Origin of the sequence: Mycobacterium sp. TY815, from assembly GCF_030755135.1 — a bacterium.
In the GTDB taxonomy this organism is placed as follows: domain Bacteria; phylum Actinomycetota; class Actinomycetes; order Mycobacteriales; family Mycobacteriaceae; genus Mycobacterium.
The window spans coordinates 533,233-552,130 of sequence record NZ_JAUFRX010000003.1 but is presented as its reverse complement, the minus strand read 5'-3'; the positions used below and the strand labels follow the sequence as shown (position 1 = coordinate 552,130).

The window sequence follows — 18,898 nt, the reverse complement described above, 5'->3', positions numbered from 1 at the left end:
CCAATACTCCTTTTCCGTCATTTGTTGGCGCTCGAGGCGGCCAGATACTGCGGCGGCTCCCCACCGCCGTGCACCTCCAGCGTCGCCCCACTGATGTACGACGCCACGTCGGATGCCAGAAATGCTGCCGCCCAACCGATGTCGACAGGCTTGGCCAGCCGGCCCAGCGGCACGGTGGCCGCGACCCGGGCGACCGAGTCGGCGTCGCCGTAGAACAGTTCGGACTGTTCGGTCTCGACCATGCCGACCACCACCGCGTTGACGCGGATCTTGGGTGCCCACTCGACAGCCAGGGTGGTGGTGAGGTTTTCGAAGCCGGCCTTGGCCACGCCGTAGGCGGCGGTGCCCGGCGTGGGCCGGCGCCCGCTGACGCTGCAGATGTTGACGATCGAGCCGCCGTTCGGCTGGTTCTGCATCACCGCGTGCGCATGCTGCGAAACCAACAGCGGTGCAAGCACATTGAGCTCGACGATCTTGCGGTGGAAGTTGTGCGTCGCCTCGGCGGCCAACACGTACGGAGAACCGCCGGCGTTGTTGACCAGCACGTCCAGACGCCCGTGCTGCTCCACTATCGTCCCCACCAGGCGCTTGACCGACTCCTCGTCGCGAATGTCGCAGCTGTGGAACTCGTGCGGAAAGCCCTCGACCGGGCGTCTCGCACAGGCAACGACCGTCGCGCCCTGCTCGGCGAAAACCGAACTGATACCGGCGCCGACGCCGCGAACGCCGCCAGTCACCAGCACCACACGCCCGGCCAAACCCAGATTGATGCTGCCGGGGGCTGATTGGGGTTCGGTCACTGTGCTAGCGTACCAAGCAAGTGCTTGCTTAGGTAACTGACCCCAGCGGACTCAGCAGGAAGTGCCATGACGATCACCTCCACAACGACAGAACCCGGAATAGTCGCGGTCACCGTCGACTACCCGCCCGTCAACGCCATTCCGTCACAAGGATGGTTCGAACTCGGGGACGCCATCACGGCCGCCGGCCGGGATCCGCAGACCCATGCGGTCATCCTGCGGGCCGAAGGCCGCGGCTTCAACGCCGGCGTCGACATCAAGGAAATGCAGCGCACCGAGGGCTTCACGGCGCTGATCGACGCGAACCGCGGGTGCTTCGCGGCATTCCGTGCGGTCTACGAGTGTGCGGTGCCGGTGATCGCCGCGGTCAACGGCTTCTGCGTTGGCGGCGGCATCGGCCTGGTGGGCAACGCCGACGTCATCGTCGCCTCCGACGACGCGATCTTCGGGCTGCCGGAGGTGGAACGCGGCGCACTCGGCGCGGCCACCCATCTGTCCCGCCTGGTGCCGCAGCACATGATGCGGCGCCTGTTCTTCACCGCCGCCACCGTGGACGCCGCGACGCTGCACCACTTCGGCTCGGTGCATGAGGTGGTGCCGCGCGCTGAGTTGGACGAAGCCGCGCTCAGAGTGGCCCGCGATATCGCCGCCAAGGACACCCGCGTCATCCGCGCCGCCAAGGAGGCGCTGAACCTGATCGACGTGCAACGCGTCAACTCGAGCTACCGCATGGAGCAGGGGTTCACGTTCGAACTCAACCTCGCCGGTGTCGCCGACGAGCACCGCGACGCGTTCGCCGGAACGGCAAAGGGCAAGAAGGAATGACGCCGGCGACGATGCAGTGGGGGTCCCGCCCGCTTGCGGGGGACGAAGCGATGAGGAGGAGCGGCGCATGACCCGCGACAAGACGACCACTCTGGACGACGCCGTCGCGCACGTAGAGAGCGGCATGACGATCGGCATCGCCGGCTGGGGATCGCGCCGCAAGCCAATGGCCTTCGTGCGGGCACTGTTGCGCACCGACGTCACCGACCTGACCGTCGTCACCTACGGTGGTCCGGACTTGGGCCTACTGTGCTCGGCCGGCAAGGTCAAGCGGGTCTACTACGGGTTCGTCTCCCTGGACTCGCCGCCCTTCTACGACCCGTGGTTCGCCAAGGCCCGCACCAGCGGCGCCATCGAGGCCCGCGAGATGGACGAGGGCATGCTGCGCAACGGCTTGCAGGCGGCGGCACAACGGCTGCCGTTCCTGCCGACCCGCGCGGGGCTCGGCAGTTCGGTGCCGGACTTCTGGGAGGGCGAACTCAAGACCGTCACCAGCCCCTACCCCACCGACGGCGGGTACGAGAAGCTGATCGCGATGCCGGCGCTGCGGCTCGACGTCGCGTTCGCCCACCTCAATCTCGGTGACAACAGGGGCAATGCCGCATACACCGGCATCGACCCCTACTTCGACGACCTGTTCCTGATGGCCGCCGACCGTAGATTCCTGTCGGTGGAGCGCATTGTGCCTACGGAGGAACTGGTCAAATCGGTTCCCCCGCAGGCGCTTTTGATCAACCGGATGATGGTCGACGGCGTGGTGGAAGCGCCTGGTGGCGCTCACTTCACCACCGCCGCACCGGACTACGGCCGCGACGAGAAGTTCCAGCGGCACTACGCCGAGGCCGCTTCCACCGAAGAGGGCTGGCAGCAGTTCGTAGCCACCTACCTGTCCGGCGGCGAAGAGGATTACCAGGCCGCCGTGCGGAAGTTCGCCGAGGAGGCAGCGAAATGAGCGGCACCCGAGCAGAAGTATGCGCGATCGCCTGCGCCGAGTTGTTCAGGGACGCGGGCGAAATCATGATCAGCCCGATGACCAACATGGCCTCCGTCGGGGCCCGGCTGGCACGGCTGACCTTCTCCCCCGACATCCTGCTCACCGACGGCGAGGCGCAATTGCTGGCCGACACCCCGGCACTCGGCAAGACCGGACCGGTCGAAGGCTGGATGCCGTTCGGTCGGGTCTTCGAAACCCTCTCCTGGGGCCGTCGGCATGTCGTGATGGGCGCCAATCAGGTTGACCGCTATGGCAATCAGAACATCTCGGCGTTTGGCCCGCTGCAGCAGCCGACCCGGCAGATGTTCGGGGTCCGCGGCTCACCAGGCAATACCATCAACCACGCCACCAGTTACTGGGTCGGTAGCCACTCCAAGCGGGTGTTCACCGAAACCGTCGACGTCGTCTCCGGCATCGGTTACGACAAGGTCGATCCGGACAACCCGGCGTTCCGGTTCGTCAACGTCTTCCGGGTGGTGTCGAATCTGGGTGTCTTCGACTTCGGCGGACCGGACCACACCATGCGGGCACTGTCCCTGCACCCCGGTGTGTCCCCCGACGACGTCCGCGAGGCCACCTCGTTCGAGGTGCACGGCCTCGACGAGGCCGGTGAGTCCCGGCAGCCCACCGACGACGAACTGCGACTCATCCGTGAGGTCATCGACCCGAAGGCGCTGCGCGACAGAGAGATCCGGTAGTGAGGATCAAGACGCCGCTGACCGAGCTGGTCGGCATCGAACACCCGGTGGTGCAGACCGGGATGGGATGGGTGGCCGGTGCCCGGCTGGTGTCGGCCACGGCCAACGCCGGCGGGTTGGGCATTCTCGCCTCGGCCACCATGACGCTCGACGAACTGTCGGCGGCCATCAAGAAGGTGAAGGCCGCGACGGACAAACCGTTCGGCGTCAACATGCGTGCCGATGCCGCCGACGCCGGCGACCGCGTCGAACTGATGATCCGTGAGGGCGTCAAGGTGGCGTCCTTCGCGCTGGCGCCCAAACCCGAATTGATCGCCCGGCTCAAAGAGGCCGGGGCCGTGGTCATTCCGTCGATCGGGGCGGCCAAGCACGCTCGCAAGGTCGCCGGGTGGGGCGCCGACGCGATGATCGTGCAGGGCGGTGAAGGCGGCGGACACACCGGTCCGGTTGCCACGACCCTGCTGCTGCCGTCGGTGCTGGACGCGGTCAAGGGCACAGACATTCCGGTGATCGCCGCGGGCGGGTTCTTCGACGGACGCGGACTGGCAGCAGCGCTGTCCTACGGCGCAGCCGGGGTTGCCATGGGCACCCGCTTCCTGCTCACCTCGGATTCCACGGTGCCCGACGCCGTCAAACGGCGTTACCTGGACTCGGCACTGGACGGCACCGTGGTCACCACCCGCGTCGACGGCATGCCGCACCGGGTGCTGCGCACCGGCCTGGTGGAGAAGCTGGAAAGCGGCTCGCGGGCACGTGGTTTCACCGCGGCGGTACGCAACGCGGCCAAGTTCAAGCAGATGTCGCAGATGAGCTGGCGGTCGATGATCCAGGACGGTCTGGCGATGCGGCACGGCAAGGAGCTGACCTGGTCGCAGGTGGTGATGGCGGCCAACACCCCGATGTTGCTCAAGGCGGGACTGGTGGAGGGCAACACCGACGCCGGCGTGCTGGCATCCGGCCAGGTGGCCGGCATTCTGGACGACCTGCCGTCGTGTGCCGAGCTGATCGAATCGGTCGTCGCGGAGGCCATCGAGCATCTGCAGGCCGCGGCGAAGCTAGTGGAGTAGTTGACGCGTGTCGACTAAGCTCTTCCAGCTATGTCGACCGTCGAGCAGGCACCAGCGACCTCCGGGTCCGCCGCGCAGCACGCGCTGCCCGATCCGGGTGAAGCAGTTCCCAAGCTCGCGCTGCCCACCATCGGGATCTTTCTCGCGTCGCTGACCGCGTTCGTCACCACGACGGTCGGCTACATCAACGGCTGGTCACCCTGGTGGGTGACCATTCCGGTCAACGCCGCCGTGACGTTCGTGATGTTCACCGTCGTGCACGACGCGTCGCACTACTCGATCAGCTCCGTGCGCTGGGTCAACGGTCTGATGGGGCGGCTGGCCTGGCTGTTCGTCGGCCCGGTGGTCGCCTTCCCGTCGTTCGGCTACATCCACATTCAGCACCACCGGCATTCCAACGACGACGACCGGGACCCGGACACCTTCGCCTCGCACGGCAAGTGGTGGCAGCTGCCGCTGCGCTGGTCGATGGTGGAGTACTTCTACTTGCGGTACTACCTGCCGCGCGCCCGCAGCCGGCCGGTCGTCGAAGTGGCCGAGACCGTCGTGATGATGACGCTGTCCATCGCCGGACTGGTCGCGGCGATCGTCACCGGAAACTTCTGGATCCTGGCCGTCGTCTTCCTGATCCCGCAGCGGATCGGCCTCACCATCCTGGCGTGGTGGTTCGACTGGCTGCCCCATCACGGTCTGGAAGACACTCAGCGCACCAATCGCTACCGCGCAACCCGCAATCGCGTCGGCGCCGAATGGCTGTTCACCCCGGTGCTGCTGTCGCAGAACTACCACCTGGTGCACCACCTGCACCCGTCCGTGCCGTTCTATCGGTATCTGCGGACGTGGAAGCGCAACGAAGAGGCTTACCTGGAGCGCAACGCCGCCATCAACACCGTCTTCGGGCAGCAACTGAATCCCGACGAGTACCGGGAGTGGAAGGACCTCAACGGCCGGCTCGCCAAGCTGCTGCCGGTTCGGATGCCGTCACGCTCGAGTTCGCCGCACGCCGTCCTGCACCGCATCCCGGTCGCGTCGGTGGACCCGATCACCGCCGACAGCACCCTGGTCACCTTCGCGGTGCCGGAGGACCTGCAGGACGCGTTCCGGTTCGAGCCGGGTCAGCATGTGACGGTGGTGGGCGCCGAGGGTGTTCGGCGCAACTACTCGATCTGCGCCCCGGCGACCCGCGCGCAGTTGCGGATTGCGGTCAAACACATTCCAGGCGGCGCCTTTTCGACGTATGTGGCCGAACGACTGCAGGCCGGTGACGTGCTCGAGCTGATGACCCCGACCGGACGGTTCGGCACCCCGTTGCATCCGCTGAACCGCAAGCACTACGTCGGCCTGGTGGCCGGCAGTGGCATCACGCCGGTCTTGTCGATCCTGGCGACGACCCTGGAGATCGAAACCGAGAGCCGGTTCACGCTCATCTACGGCAACCGCACCAAGGAATCGACAATGTTCCGCGCAGAGCTCGACCGCCTCGAGTCGCGCTACGCCGACCGGCTGGAGATCCTGCACGTGCTGTCGGGCGAGTCGTTGCACACTCCGGAACTGCGCGGCCGGATCGACCGCGACAAACTCAACCTGTGGCTGACCGGCAACCTGCAGCCCGAGGCCGTGGACGAGTGGTTCATCTGCGGGCCGATGGAGATGACGACATCGGTGCGCGAGTCGCTGCTCGAGCACCGCGTGGATCCCGAGTGCATCCACCTCGAGCTCTTCCATGGGTTCGAAACCGGTTCCGCCGCAGAGCATTCCTACGAGGCCGCGACGGTGACATTCACGCTGTCCGGTAAGCAGTGGACGTATGACCTGACCCCCGGCGACTCGATCCTGGAGGGAGCGCTGCAGGTTCGCGACGATGCGCCGTACGCCTGCATGGGCGGTGCGTGCGGAACCTGCCGGGCGAAGCTGGTCGAGGGCAACGTCGAGATGGACCACAACTTCGCGCTCGGGCAGGCCGAACTGGACGCGGGCTACATTTTGACCTGCCAGTCGCACCCCACGACGCCGTTCGTCTCGGTCGACTACGACGCCTAGGGCCAGCGCCCCGGCCCCCAGCGCCCCTCGCGGCCCCTCACGGCCCCGGCCTCGCCCCTCGCGGCCCCTCGCTCCGCCCCTCGCGGCCCCTCGCCCCGCCCCTCGCGGCCCCGGCCTCGCCCCTCTTCGCCGAGTGTGAATCTCACGACGCGACACGCCGGCGGAGCGTCGTGAGATTCCCACTCGCGGTAATACCCAGCGCCATTAGCCATCCTGGCGACTCTCACACCCCGCTTCCCTTCGCCGAGTGTGAATCTCACGACGCGACACGCCGATTCGGCGACGTGAGGTTCACGTTCGCGACTTCCCATGCCTCGGCCCCGCGGCCCCGCGGAGTCCCGGAGTCCCGGACCGCCCGCCTCGCGGGGTCCAGGGTCACCAGCGCCATCCGGCCGCCTGCATGGCCGCGACAACTCGAGCAATGAACGTTGCCTCCCGGTAGCGGAGCAGGTCGTTGCTGACCCTGACGATTGTCCACCCCAGGTCCATCAGTGCGGCGTGCCGGTCGATATCCCGCGCACGTTGTTCCGGATCCGTCCAGTGCTGCGGGCCGTCGTATTCGATGCCAACGCGCAGCTCCTCGTAGCCCATGTCGATGCGGGCCACGAAGTCGCCGTATTCCCCATGCACCCGGATCTGTGTCCGTGGTTTCGGTAGCCCCGCGTCGATCAACACCAATCGGGTCCGCGTCTCTTGCGGTGACTCCGCCCCTCCGTCGACCAACGGCAATATGCGGCGAAGCCGGACCAACCCGCGCGCACCGCGATGTCCGGCAACGACGGCCTCTACCTCAGCGAACTTGAGATCGGTGGCGTTCACCAAAGCGTCGAGGCGCTGTACGGCATGTAAGCGGTCAGCGGTTCGCCGGCCGATATCGAATGCCGTGCGCGCCGGAGTGGTGACCGTGATCCCGTCGACAATCAGTACCTCGTGCGGCGCCAAACTGTCGGTATGAACGACGATGCGCGCCGGGGGTTTTCGATTGTCGTGCACCAGTTCCGCGTCGAGCGCCGGGCCGACCCACTTGGCGCCCAGCAGCGCCGCGGCCGAGTTGCCGGCGACCACGCCTCGTCGGCGCGACCACAACCACGCGGCCCGTGCGCGCTGGCCTGCCGTCAGCTCAATACCGGCCGGGCCGTACACCCCGGGATAAACGGGCTCGTACAGACAACGCAGTGCGCGCTCGCTGATCGCCTTGCCGGCCAGGGCTTCGGCGCCCAGAAACGGCCAGTCCATCCGGGCATGCTGTCAGCCGGGCGCGTTCACCGCCGTCGCCCATCCCCAACCATCGCCGACTGTGAATTCCACGACGCGAAACGCCGACGGAGCGTCGCACGTTCCACACTCGACCCCAGGTGCGAGGACCTAGAGGCGCTCGATGATCGTCACGTTCGCGGTGCCGCCGCCCTCACACATCGTCTGCAGTCCATAGCGACCGCCGATGCGCTCCAAGGTGTTCAGCATGGTGGTGAACAATTTCGCACCGGTGGCGCCCAAGGGATGCCCGAGTGCGATCGCGCCGCCGTTGGGATTGACCTTTTCCGGGTCGGCCTTGATCTCCTTGAGCCAGGCCATCACGACAGGGGCGAAGGCCTCGTTGATCTCGACGGTGTCGATGTCGTCGATGGATAGGCCCGTCTTCTCCAGCGCATAACGGGTGGCGGGGATGGGACCGGTGAGCATGAACACCGGGTCGGCGCCGCGGGTGCTGATGTGGTGGATGCGGGCACGCGGCGTCAGACCATGGTCTTTTACCGCCTGCTCGGACGCCAACAGCACCGCGGATGCCCCATCGGAAATCTGGCTGGCCATCGCCGCGGTCAGGCGACCACCGTCGACCAGGGTCTTCAACCCCGCCATCTTCTCCAGCGACGACTCGCGGGGACCCTCGTCCACCCGGAACGGGCCGGTTTCGGTTTCGACGGTGAGGATTTCGTTGTCGAAGTTGCCGCCGCGAATCGCGGCGAATGCCCGCTCGTGACTGGTCAGCGAGTACTGCTCCATCTCTTCCCGCGACAGGTTCCACTTCTCCGCGATCATCTCCGAGCCACGGAACTGGGAGATCTCCTGGTCACCGTACCGGTGCAGCCATTGCTTGGATTCGTTTGTGGGCGAGGTGAATCCGAACTGTTCACCGACAGTCATCGCCGACGAGATCGGGATCTGGCTCATGTTCTGCATGCCACCGGCGACGATCAGATCCGCGGTACCCGACATGATCGCCTGCGCGCCAAAGGAAATGGCCTGTTGACTGGATCCGCATTGCCGGTCGACGGTGACGCCTGGCACCTCTTCCGGATAGCCGGCGGCCAGCCACGAGAGTCGGGCGATGTTGCCTGCCTGCCCGCCGATCGCGTCCACGCAGCCGGCGATCACGTCGTCAACGGCAGCCGGGTCGACGTCGGTCCGCTCCAGCAGTCCCCGCCACCCCAGGGCACCGAGATCGACGGGGTGGATTCCTGCCAGCCCGCCGCCACGCTTGCCAACCGCGGTACGCACCGCATCGATGACATATGCCTCGGAAAACCCAGCCATGTTCAGACTCCTTCTTTTGCAATTCCGCCCAGAACGATGGCGAGATATTTCTGACCCACCTGATGTGCGGTGAGCGGTCCGCCGGGTTGATACCAGCGGACCGACACCCACGTGGTGTCACGGATGAAGCGATAGACCAGGTCGACGTCCAGGTCGGGCCGGAAGTAACCCTCCTTGACGCCCTGTTTGAGCAGCTCGACCCACATCGCGCGCTGCTGCTTGTTGCGTTCGTCGATGTAGGAGAACCGTGGCTGCGACGAAAGCCGCTGCGCCTCATCCTGGTAGATGACGACCTGGGCGTGCCGATGTTCGATGGCCTCGAACGACGCCATGAACAAGCCTTTGAGCCGCTCCAAGGGGTTGGGTTCGCTGTCGACGATCTCGCGGTAACGTGCAAACAGCCAGTCGAGAAATCCGCGCAGCAGCTCGTCGACCATCTCCTCCTTGGAGGCGAAGTGGTGATAGAGACTGCCGGAAAGGATCCCGGCGCCGTCGGCGATGTCACGCACGGTGGTGGCGCGCAGGCCGCGCTCGGCAAACATCACCGCGGCGAGTTCCAGTAACTCGTCTCGGCGGCTGTTAGCCTGACCGGCCACTCGCTCCACCCGCCCAGCCTATCAACCAAGCGCTTGCTCGGCCAACACCGGTCATGTCATCTGTTCGTCGATCTCACACTGAGCGCACAGGGAGCACCGGCCTGGGCAACCCGGATCGGGCCAACGCGGCTTCGAGAGAGCGGGAACTTGAACACCCCGCCGGCAACCCGGGCTCCGATCACACCGCGGATCGGACCCGATGCCGGGCAGGCGTGCGGCTTTTTCGATTCAATCGGCGCGGGGGTCGGCGCCGAACAGGCGAGTTTTTGGACCTTCCGACAAGGCTGCGACCGCGTCCGTGAAGGGTATGCCGCCGGAGCATCACCTGTGCTTTTCTCGATATAGAAACCAGTCCGGCGGGCGTATTCAGCCGCACCCGGCCGTCGCCGATACTTTAAATCCATTTTTCGGCCCTGCGACTGAGCAAGGCGCCCGGGTAATTCCCGCAGAGGCATGTCGTCCGTACCGATATACCCGGTCTCAACCACGGCGCCAGCAACCGCCGCAAAGCGTCTGACACCCAAAGAACGCCCACTCCGCCCGGAATTCTCGAAACTTTTAGCAAAAACGAAACATGGCAGGTAGCGCAGTCGTATTGTCTGCGGCGTCGGGCTTACTCGTCGCGGGCGGCGGGTTTAACGGAGGTCAGCGCTATGAACTTTTCCATGCTTCCACCAGAGGTCAACTCCCTACGGATGTTGTGCGGCGCTGGGTCAGCACCCATGCTCGAAGCCGCGGCGGCCTGGTCGGGCCTGGCCGAGGAATTAGGTTCGGCGGCAGACTCATTCGCCTCGGTGACCACCGGGCTGACCAGCCAGGCCTGGCAAGGCCCGGCCGCGGCGGCGATGACCAAAGCAGCCAGCCCCTACTCGGCGTTCCTGCGTGCGGCGTCCACCCGCGCCCTGACCGCCTCCGTCGGCGCCAAAGCCGTCGCCGAGGTCTTCGAGGCCTGCAAATCCGCGATGGTGCACCCCGAGGTGATCTCCGCCAACCGCCAAGCCATGGTGCAAGCGGTCCGCACCAACTTCTTCGGCTTCAACGCCCCCTTCATCGCCGCCGCCGAGGCCGCCTACGAGGAGTTCTGGGCCACCGACGTCGCCGCAATGTTCGGCTACCACGGCGGCGCCTCCGCGGTGGCCGCCCAGCTGTCGTCCTGGCAGCAGACCCTGCAGGGCCTACCCGGCATCGGGCAGCTCTTCGGCGGCGTCAAGGGAGCCGCACCGGCTGCGCCCGGGGACCCCAACATCGGCATCGGCAACAAAAACGGTGGCCTGAACGTCGGCAACGGCAACAACGGCAGCAACAACGTCGGGAACGGAAACAAAGGTGACCTGAATCTCGGTGGCGGCAACACCGGCAAGAGCAATGTCGGCAGCGGCAACAACGGCAACAACAACTTTGGCTTCGGGAACGCAGGTAACGGAAACTTCGGACTCGGAAACGTCAACAACTCTGCCACCGCGCGCGGGAATTTTGGCCTGGGCAATATCGGCAATAGCAATACGGGCATCGGAAATAACGGCATCGGGAACCAGGGGGCCGGCAACACCGGCAATAACAACATCGGGTTCGGCCTAACTGGCAACAACCTGGTCGGTCTAGGCAACGCCTACTTCAACACAGCGAACGGCCAGTTCGTGTTCAACGGTCTGAACTCTGGCGCCGGCAACATCGGCTTCGGGAACTCGGGCACCGGCAACATCGGATTCTTCAACTCCGGCGACGGCAACCTCGGTTTATTCAACTCAGGGTTCAACGTTAATCCCGCCAACTTGGGCCAACTCCAGGGCCTTGGTATCGGAAACAGCGGCTTCGGGAACATCGGTCTCGGTAACAGCGGCCAAGGTAACTTCGGCTTCGGGAACACCGGCGCCCTGAACACCGGCCTCGGGAATGTGGGTACCGCAAATACCGGCTTCGGGAACAGCGGCGCTTTCAACACCGGCCTGGAAAATTCCGGGAGCTTCAACACCTTCGACGGGAACTCGGGCAACACAAACACGGGTTTCTGGAATTCAGGCAACGTGAACACGGGCTTCGGGATGACCACCAATAGCGGGGCGGCGCACTCCGGTTTTGGCAACACGGGCAGTCAACCAAGCTCGGGATTCTTCAACACCGCTTCCGGCGGCGGTTTGAACGGCCTTATGTCTGGTTTCTTCAATAGCGCCAATGGAGGCACCGTGTTGAACGGCCAAATCTCAGGCTTCTTCAACCATGGCGCGGGTACCCCCATTGCCGGCCAAATTTCTGGACTGTTCAACACAGGTACGCAAATGGGAGGCTTCTTCAGCATCGTACAGGCGCTGAAGAACCTCTAGGGCGGCCTAACGGCTTCTTCAGTGCGCCAACCCAACTACTATTAACGCACGCCAGCGCCTAGGCTGCGGCCGCTCGCCAACACCGGCAGCGGCAACGCAGAACAAGGTGCCGGAAAATCGGCAACACGGTTGGATTCGGCTGGGCCGGAAACAATCCGACCGGCACCGGTGATGCCGGTCGCCAGAGAAATACCGGCTAATACCAGTTCGCCGGCCTCGACTCGGGCGTAGAAAACGTCGGCCCAGACGCGGCGCGGGCTGTAGCGAAATGTCGGCCGGGCAGCGACGTCGATATTTTTCGCAAAGTCGAACCAAATGGATCGGGCAGCTCTATTGTCTCTCTGTCGGGCTTACTCGTCGCGGGCGACAGGGTTAACGGAGGTCAGCGCTGTGAACTTTTCCATGCTTCCACCAGAGGTCAACTCCCTACGGATGTTGTGCGGCGCTGGGTCAGCACCCATGCTCGAAGCCGCGGCGGCCTGGTCGGGCCTGGCCGAGGAATTAGGTTCGGCGGCAGACTCATTCGCCTCGGTGACCACCGGGCTGACCAGCCAGGCCTGGCAAGGCCCGGCCGCGGCGGCGATGACCAAAGCAGCCAGCCCCTACTCGGCGTTCCTGCGTGCGGCGTCCACCCGCGCCCTGACCGCCTCCGTCGGCGCCAAAGCCGTCGCCGAGGTCTTCGAGGCCTGCAAATCCGCGATGGTGCACCCCGAGGTGATCTCCGCCAACCGCCAAGCCATGGTGCAAGCGGTCCGCACCAACTTCTTCGGCTTCAACGCCCCCTTCATCGCCGCCGCCGAGGCCGCCTACGAGGAGTTCTGGGCCACCGACGTCGCCGCAATGTTCGGCTACCACGGCGGCGCCTCCGCGGTGGCCGCCCAGCTGTCGTCCTGGCAGCAGACCCTGCAGGGCCTACCCGGCATCGGGCAGCTCTTCGGCGGCGTCAAGGGAGCCGCACCGGCTGCGCCCGGGGACCCCAACATCGGCATCGGCAACAAAAACGGTGGCCTGAACGTCGGCAACGGCAACAACGGCAGCAACAACGTCGGCAGCGGCAACATCGGAAACCAGAACATCGGCGGCGGCAACATCGGCAGCGCCAACGTCGGCAGCGGCAACAACGGGAGCCGGAACTGGGGCTCCGGCAACATCGGAAACCAGAACATCGGCTTCGGAAACCTGGGCGACGCGACCACCAGCTCCAACCCAGGTGCCAACGTCGGCCTGGGCAACCTCGGTAACGGGAACTTCGGCCTCGGCAACCACGGCGACTCCAACGTCGGCGGCGGGAACACCGGAAATGGCAACATAGGGTTCGGGCTTTCCGGTAACAAATTGATCGGCATCGGGGGTACCTACTACGACTCGGTCACCGGCCAATTCCACTTCGACGGCCTGAACTCCGGCACCGGCAACATCGGCTTCGGCAATTCCGGCACCGGAAATATCGGATTCTTCAACTCCGGTGATGGCAATCTCGGTCTGTTCGGCTCTGGATTCCATGCGCCTACCGACCCTGAATTCGGGAAACTACAAGGCATCGGCATCGGCAACTCCGGCTACGGCAACATCGGCATAGGCGAAAGCGGAACCGGGAACTTCGGCTTTGGCAACTCGGGCACCCTGAACACAGGGTTCTTCAACTCGGGTGACGTCAACACCGGAGCCGGCAACGCCGGAGGCGGTATCCTCACCGGAGGCAACACCGGCTTCTGGAATTCCGGTCACACCAACACCGGTAATGGCAATTCGGGCAATGTGAACACCGGCTTCTGGAACTCCGGAAACTTCAACACCGCGTTCGGTTCCACTACCGACGTCAGTGCCACGTCGTCGGGCTTCAACAACATCGGTTCCAATGTCTCGGGCTTCAACAACTCGGCAAGCGGCGGGGTGGGACACGGCTCCGTCTCAGGCATCGGAAACACCGCCAGCGGCGGCTCGTTATTCAACGGCTACACCTCCGGCTTCTTCAACACCGGCGTCACCGGTCCCCTCCTCACATTCCCGAGCGGTTTAGTCAGCGGCTTCAACTCGGGCGCGTTCAACTCGGGTACCGGCATTCCTGGGTTCTTCAGTCTCATTGCCCGATTGCAGCAACTTTGAGCCCCAACGGGCGCTGAAGTCCAAGTGGCCGAGAGCCTTTCACACAGCAAGTAGCAGGTCGCGTTCATTTCGCGGCGGATCGGCCCTAGTGTCGAGGTCAGTTCGCTGCGCGGCACGTTAGCGACAGCTGCTGCAGCGCTCAGGTGAGATCGGCCGGCCAGCGTTGGTCGGCCCAGACGCGGACGTCCGTTTGATCGGGGCTCTTCGATCTCCGGGATCGTCCACCTCAGCCGGCCTGGAGCGCCCGCGCACACCCCCGCCACCTGCGCAAATTGATTAGCAAGCGTAAATTTTCCCGAAATGCCATGTGGCGTAGCCACGCTCACCGTAGTGTCGGTCAAAATTTGCGCGACAGCGGTCATGGGGGGCCGCCGCGAATCAACCGGGGGGAAAGCGTGTCGAACTTTGCGGTGTTGCCGCCTGAGGTCAATTCGTTGCGGATGTTCATCGGTGCAGGTTCGGCGCCGATGCTCGATGCAGCCACCGCCTGGGCGGGTCTCGCCGATGAGTTGGCAACGGCCGCCGAGTCTTTTTCCACGGTGACCGCAGGACTGGCCGGCCAGTCCTGGCAGGGCCCGGCTGCGGCAGCAATGGCTGCGGCTGCGGCGCCGTACGCCGGATTTCTCAGCGCCGCATCGGCCAAGGCGCTACTCGCCTCCAGCCAGGCAAATGCAGTGGCAAGCACTTTCGAGGCCGCCCGTGCCGCGACGGTCCATCCGCTCGCGGTAGAGGCCAATCGCAAAGCCTTCGTGCAACTCGTGCGCTCAAACTTCCTCGGGCTCAATGCACCTGCGATCGCGGCGGCCGAGAGCATCTACGAAGAGATGTGGGCCGCCGACGTCTCGGCAATGACCGGCTACTACACCGGCGCGTCGGCCGCGGTCACCGACCTGATTCCGATTCCGGCTGGGCTGCAACAGATTATCAACACGCTGCCCAACCTGGGCCTCGGCAACATCGGCAACGCCAACCTGGGCGGCGGCAATGTCGGCGGCGGCAACGTAGGTAACGGGAACTCGGGCAGCTCCAATCTGGGCGGCGGAAACAACGGCAGTAAGAACATCGGCAGCGGTAACGTCGGCAGCGGAAACATCGGCGGCGGAAACTTCGGCCAGAACAACATCGGGTTCGGGAACAGCGGCCTCGGCAACGGCTTTCGGTTCGCCGGTGATGGCGACAACAACATCGGTTTCGGTAACAGCGGAAACAACAACGTCGGCCTGGGCAACAGCGGCGACCGAAACCTCGGTGGCGGCAACAGTGGCAACAACAACATCGGATTCGGTCTCACCGGCGACAATCTGCTCGGGTTCGGCAACGCCTACCTCGACCGGTCGACCGGTCAATTCGTCTTCACCGGACTGAATTCCGGCAACGGCAACTTCGGTCTGTTCAACTCCGGCAACAACAACATCGGGTTCTTCAACTCCGGCGACGGCAATGTCGGTCTCTTCAGCTCCGGCTCAAATCCTTTCGCGCCCGGCAGCCTCAACAACCTGGGCTTGGGTAACTCCGGCACCGGTAATCTCGGGCTGTTCAACGCGGCCTTCGGCAACACCGGCGTAGGCAACGGGGGCAGCGTCAACACCGGCTTCGCCAACGGAGGCAGCGTCAATACCGGCTTCGCGAACGCGGGAAGCTGGAACACCGGTTTTGACAACGCGGGTCTCGCCAACACGGGGATCGGAAATACGGGCGACTCGAATACCGGGCTGTGGAACTCCGGCGGCCAGAACACCGGTTTCGGCGCGGTCACCGACAGCGGCGCCGCCGGCTCCGGCTTCTTCAACAGCGGCGCGGGCACGTCGGGGTTCTTCAACTCCGCCAGCGGCCCCGGCAGCGGTTTCCTCTCCGGCATCGGGAACAGCGCCAACGGGTCACCGGAGGTGAACGGCCGAGGCTCGGGCTTCTTCAACTTCGGCCTACCGACCCCGGCGAGCACCGATCCCCTGGACGGTGTCATCAGCGGCTTCAACTCCGGCCTGCTCAACTTCGGGTCGTCGTTGTCCGGCATCTTCAGCCTGGGCCGCCTGCTCGGCTAGCTGGTCTCGGCCGCGTGGGAAAAGCCCCACGCGGCAGGCCGATTTAGCGTCGGACAGTTCACGTCGGCGCGCCAGCTAATGCCCAGGCGATACTGACAAATATCCTTCGGGACCGTCGTAGCATTTTTGCTGCACTCCCATTTCCATTCGGGCACGGTCGCCTCGCTCGGCGGCCGGTGGAAAGGGCTGGAGGTCGGTCATGGTCAGCTATCCGATGTTGCCGCCGGAACTCAATTCACTGCTGATGTTCAGCGGTGCGGGGCCCGCACCGATGCTGCAGGCGGCCGCCGGCTGGGACGCATTGGCCGACGAATTGGCCACTGCGGCAAACACATTCACGTCAGTGACATCCGGACTTGCCGGGCAGGGCTGGCAGGGACCGGCCTCCCTGGCAATGACCGCGACGGCTGAGTCGTACGCGGCCTGCCTCAGCGTGGCATCGGTCCGCGCGTCAGCGGCTGCCGGGCAAGCCCAGGCGGTGGCCAGCGCCTTTGAGACAGCGCGCGCGACAACGATCCACCCGTTGGCCGTCGCGGCCAATCGCAGTGCCTTCGTCCAGTTGGTAAGGTCGAACATTCTCGGGCTGTTGGGTCCCGCGATCGCCACCGCGGAGGCACAGTACGAGCAGATGTGGGCGGCTGACGTCGCGGCGATGACGGGTTATCAAGCCAGTGCAGCGGCGGCGGCCGCGCAGTTGAACCCCTTCGCCCAATTGCTCGCGGCGCTGCCGAACCTAGGCCTCGGCAACAAGGGCGGTACCGGCAACATCGGCAACGGCAACAACGGCACCGCCAATATCGGCAGCGGCAACACCGGTAGCGGAAACATCGGCGGGGGCAACGGCAGAACCGGCTTTCCCGCCGTCGGAAACTTCGGGAGCGGCAACAACGGAAACAACAACGTCGGCTCCGGCAACGTGTCGAACGGCAACGTCGGGTTCGGAAATACCGGAGATGCGTCAAGTCCTAACCCCGGCAACAACTTCGGCCTGGGTAACGCGGGCAACAATAACTGGGGCCTGGGCAACCGCGGCAACGACAACCGGGGCGGTGGGAACATCGGCAGCAACAACATCGGCGGCGGAAACAACGGCAACGGAAACATCGGCTTCGGCAACACCGGAAACAACAACGTCGGCATCGGCCTGACGGGCAACAACCAGATGGGCATCAACCTGGCCGGCCTGTTCAATTCGGGCAGCGGCAACATCGGATTCGGCAACTCAGGCACCGACAACATCGGCTTCTTCAATTCAGGCCACGGCAACATCGGCATCTTCAACTCCAGCACCATCTCGACCACCCTCGCTCCCAATCTCGGCATCGGTAACGCCGGTCAGGGGAACGTGGGCATCGGCAATTCGGGCGCCGGAAACTTCGGCTTAGGGAACGCCGCCAATTTCAGCACCGGCTTCGGCAATTCCGGCGCGGAGACCACGGGCTTTGGGAACGGCGGAACCGTCAACACCGGTTTCTGGAATTCCGGCGTCCTGAACACGGGGTGGGGGAATTCGGGCGGCCTGAATACCGGTTTCTGGAATTCGGGCAACGTGAACACGGGCAGCGGGCTCGCCACCGACGTCGGCGCCATCCAGTCGGGCTTCAACAACACCGGGCCCGGAGTGTCGGGATTCTTCAACAGTGCCACGGGCCCGGGCGCCGGCAACATCTCCGGCTTCTTCAACAAGGCAAGCGGCGGAACGACAAACGGCCTGGTCTCGGGCTTCGGGAACACCGCGGTACCGGGGTCGCTTCCCAATCCCAACGTCAGCCAATTCGTGTCGGGCGTGCTGAACACCGGCAGCTTCCTGTCCGGGGTATTCAATATCGAGCAACTGCTCAAGCAGCTGCTGTAGTACCCGGGCTCAGCGCACGGACACTTGCGGCGGATCCTGCGAGACGTCGGCCTTGACGCTCATGAAGCTCCGCACCACGCCGGACTTGTCCCCGCCCGATTTGGTCTTGGCCGTAAGCGGGAACAGCACATCACCGCTGTAGCGCGCATCGAGGTGGTAGGGATCGAAGATGCTGAGCTTGAGCCCGCTGGTATCCGGTGGACCCCAGGTGACGGTGCCGTCGACGATGTCTGAATCGCGCGCTCGCTGGGGGCAGTTGGGCGGTGCCAACTGCGTTGACTTCGTGCAGCCGGACAGGGCCGCCGTGATGGCCGACATCGTTGCCGACTGCCCCGCGTCGCTGAGCGTGAAATCGAAGTCGTTGAAATAGCCGCCCGACACCGAAAGTCCGTCGAGCAGATACAGCTTCTTCTGCTTCACCGCGAGGTTCGAGTTGTTGCTCGACGCGTCGATGTAGCCCGGGAACACGTACACCGGGGCGGTGCCGACGGGACGGCCGAAGAAGAGCAACGTCTTGAGCGCATCGTTTTCCAAGCTGCCGAGCGGTTCGATCTTGGTCGCGGCATGCTCGAGCTTCCACGTCTTCCCGGATTTCTTCACCGACATCGTGACGTCTGAGGTGTTCTCACCGAACTTCGCCACCACATGGACCCGGGCAAATCCCAGACTGTGCTCGGAGTCGTCGCTGAGAATCTTGACCCCGCTGATCGGCCAGCGCGCGATCTGCTTCCTGAGGATGTCGTCCGACAGGAATTCGTCAGAACCCGGTTGATCGCTGCTGTAACTCAATGCCGCGGCGGCGTCTCCCCGCGCCAGCGCATCCAGGTAACCCTTGACGGCGTCACCGGCCTTGCCCGAGCCACTGTCACCGGTTGACGCCAGCACCACGACGAGTGTCACCACCGCGAGAATCACACTCGCAATGACACTTAGCGCGATGACGAGCGGCTTGCGACTTCGCCGCCCGGGTATGGGCGGCGGGCCGAACTGACCAGGCATCGGCGGCCCTGCCGGCCAGG

Annotated in this window: 14 protein-coding genes and 1 pseudogene; 10 read left to right on the top strand and 5 right to left on the bottom strand. The window is 64.8% G+C overall.

Annotated elements, in window-relative coordinates:
• Positions 1 to 17: 17 nt before the first annotated feature.
• Positions 18 to 800: an SDR family oxidoreductase gene (locus tag QXK92_RS28395; RefSeq protein ID WP_306247376.1), complete on the bottom strand. Its 783-nt coding sequence runs from the start codon at positions 798 to 800 to the stop codon at positions 18 to 20.
• 66 nt (positions 801 to 866) lie between these two features.
• Here QXK92_RS28395 and echA20 point away from each other — a divergent pair, with 66 nt between their 5' ends.
• The 6 genes and pseudogenes from echA20 (at position 867) to QXK92_RS28365 (ending at position 6,424) form a co-directional block, all read left to right on the top strand.
• Positions 867 to 1,625, top strand: a complete 759-nt coding sequence (gene echA20, locus QXK92_RS28390; RefSeq protein WP_055581943.1) for a (7aS)-7a-methyl-1,5-dioxo-2,3,5,6,7,7a-hexahydro-1H-indene-carboxyl-CoA hydrolase — start codon at positions 867 to 869, stop codon at positions 1,623 to 1,625.
• Between the two features lies 1 nt (position 1,626).
• A pseudogene (locus tag QXK92_RS28385) lies at positions 1,627 to 1,695 on the top strand (16S rRNA (guanine(966)-N(2))-methyltransferase RsmD); the annotation flags it as partial.
• The gene (gene ipdA / locus QXK92_RS28380; protein WP_306247997.1) at positions 1,693 to 2,577 is read left to right on the top strand and encodes a cholesterol ring-cleaving hydrolase subunit IpdA; all 885 of its coding nucleotides are present in this window, start codon (positions 1,693 to 1,695) and stop codon (positions 2,575 to 2,577) included. The pseudogene QXK92_RS28385 and the gene ipdA, both read left to right, overlap by 3 nt.
• Entirely contained in the window at positions 2,574 to 3,317 is a 744-nt protein-coding gene (gene ipdB, locus QXK92_RS28375; protein ID WP_306247374.1) for a cholesterol ring-cleaving hydrolase subunit IpdB, read from the top strand. The genes ipdA and ipdB overlap by 4 nt, the downstream gene beginning before the upstream one ends.
• Positions 3,317 to 4,384, top strand: coding sequence for a (3aS,4S,5R,7aS)-5-hydroxy-7a-methyl-1-oxo-octahydro-1H-indene-4-carboxyl-CoA dehydrogenase (ipdC, locus tag QXK92_RS28370; RefSeq protein WP_306247372.1), 1,068 nt, complete (start codon positions 3,317 to 3,319; stop codon positions 4,382 to 4,384). Before ipdB ends, ipdC begins: the two co-directional genes overlap by 1 nt.
• A gap of 30 nt (positions 4,385 to 4,414) precedes the next feature.
• Complete coding sequence (locus QXK92_RS28365) at positions 4,415 to 6,424, top strand: fatty acid desaturase (RefSeq protein WP_306247370.1); 2,010 nt, start codon at positions 4,415 to 4,417, stop codon at positions 6,422 to 6,424.
• Between the two features lie 375 nt (positions 6,425 to 6,799).
• Here the strand turns inward: QXK92_RS28365 and QXK92_RS28360 are convergent, their stop codons facing one another.
• The 3 genes from QXK92_RS28360 to kstR2 form a co-directional block, all read right to left on the bottom strand.
• Positions 6,800 to 7,660: an endonuclease domain-containing protein gene (locus QXK92_RS28360; RefSeq protein ID WP_306247368.1), complete on the bottom strand. Its 861-nt coding sequence runs from the start codon at positions 7,658 to 7,660 to the stop codon at positions 6,800 to 6,802.
• 129 nt (positions 7,661 to 7,789) lie between these two features.
• Complete coding sequence (fadA6, locus tag QXK92_RS28355; protein ID WP_306247366.1) at positions 7,790 to 8,959, bottom strand: steroid 3-ketoacyl-CoA thiolase FadA6; 1,170 nt, start codon at positions 8,957 to 8,959, stop codon at positions 7,790 to 7,792.
• 2 nt (positions 8,960 to 8,961) lie between these two features.
• Positions 8,962 to 9,564: a TetR family transcriptional regulator KstR2 gene (kstR2, locus tag QXK92_RS28350; protein ID WP_306247364.1), complete on the bottom strand. Its 603-nt coding sequence runs from the start codon at positions 9,562 to 9,564 to the stop codon at positions 8,962 to 8,964.
• A 644-nt stretch (positions 9,565 to 10,208) separates the two neighbouring features.
• Between kstR2 and QXK92_RS28345 the strand changes: the two genes are divergently transcribed.
• The 4 genes from QXK92_RS28345 to QXK92_RS28330 all read left to right on the top strand — a co-directional run bounded on the left by QXK92_RS28345 (position 10,209) and on the right by QXK92_RS28330 (position 17,879).
• Positions 10,209 to 11,876 (top strand): PPE family protein, encoded by a 1,668-nt coding sequence (locus tag QXK92_RS28345; protein WP_306247362.1) that lies wholly within the window; start codon positions 10,209 to 10,211, stop codon positions 11,874 to 11,876.
• Between the two features lie 402 nt (positions 11,877 to 12,278).
• Positions 12,279 to 13,982, top strand: a complete 1,704-nt coding sequence (locus QXK92_RS28340) for a PPE family protein (RefSeq protein WP_306247995.1) — start codon at positions 12,279 to 12,281, stop codon at positions 13,980 to 13,982.
• A 395-nt stretch (positions 13,983 to 14,377) separates the two neighbouring features.
• The gene (locus QXK92_RS28335) at positions 14,378 to 16,024 is read left to right on the top strand and encodes a PPE family protein (RefSeq protein WP_306247360.1); all 1,647 of its coding nucleotides are present in this window, start codon (positions 14,378 to 14,380) and stop codon (positions 16,022 to 16,024) included.
• Between the two features lie 199 nt (positions 16,025 to 16,223).
• Complete coding sequence (locus QXK92_RS28330) at positions 16,224 to 17,879, top strand: PPE family protein (RefSeq protein WP_306247358.1); 1,656 nt, start codon at positions 16,224 to 16,226, stop codon at positions 17,877 to 17,879.
• A 9-nt stretch (positions 17,880 to 17,888) separates the two neighbouring features.
• Here the strand turns inward: QXK92_RS28330 and QXK92_RS28325 are convergent, their stop codons facing one another.
• Positions 17,889 to 18,794, bottom strand: coding sequence for a hypothetical protein (locus QXK92_RS28325; protein WP_306247355.1), 906 nt, complete (start codon positions 18,792 to 18,794; stop codon positions 17,889 to 17,891).
• Between the last annotated feature and the right edge of the window lie 104 nt (positions 18,795 to 18,898).

Excerpts from the sequence above, each read along its gene's own strand:
- ipdA (WP_306247997.1), top strand. The coding sequence starts at position 1,693 with ATGACCCGCGACAAGACGACCACTCTGGACGACGCCGTCGCGCACGTA.
- QXK92_RS28365 (WP_306247370.1), top strand. The coding sequence starts at position 4,415 with ATGTCGACCGTCGAGCAGGCACCAGCGACCTCCGGGTCCGCCGCGCAG.
- QXK92_RS28340 (WP_306247995.1), top strand. The coding sequence starts at position 12,279 with ATGCTTCCACCAGAGGTCAACTCCCTACGGATGTTGTGCGGCGCTGGG.
- QXK92_RS28345 (WP_306247362.1), top strand. The coding sequence starts at position 10,209 with ATGAACTTTTCCATGCTTCCACCAGAGGTCAACTCCCTACGGATGTTG.
- QXK92_RS28360 (WP_306247368.1), bottom strand. The coding sequence starts at position 7,660 with ATGGACTGGCCGTTTCTGGGCGCCGAAGCCCTGGCCGGCAAGGCGATC.
- QXK92_RS28330 (WP_306247358.1), top strand. The coding sequence starts at position 16,224 with ATGGTCAGCTATCCGATGTTGCCGCCGGAACTCAATTCACTGCTGATG.
- echA20 (WP_055581943.1), top strand. The coding sequence starts at position 867 with ATGACGATCACCTCCACAACGACAGAACCCGGAATAGTCGCGGTCACC.
- fadA6 (WP_306247366.1), bottom strand. The coding sequence starts at position 8,959 with ATGGCTGGGTTTTCCGAGGCATATGTCATCGATGCGGTGCGTACCGCG.
- ipdB (WP_306247374.1), top strand. The coding sequence starts at position 2,574 with ATGAGCGGCACCCGAGCAGAAGTATGCGCGATCGCCTGCGCCGAGTTG.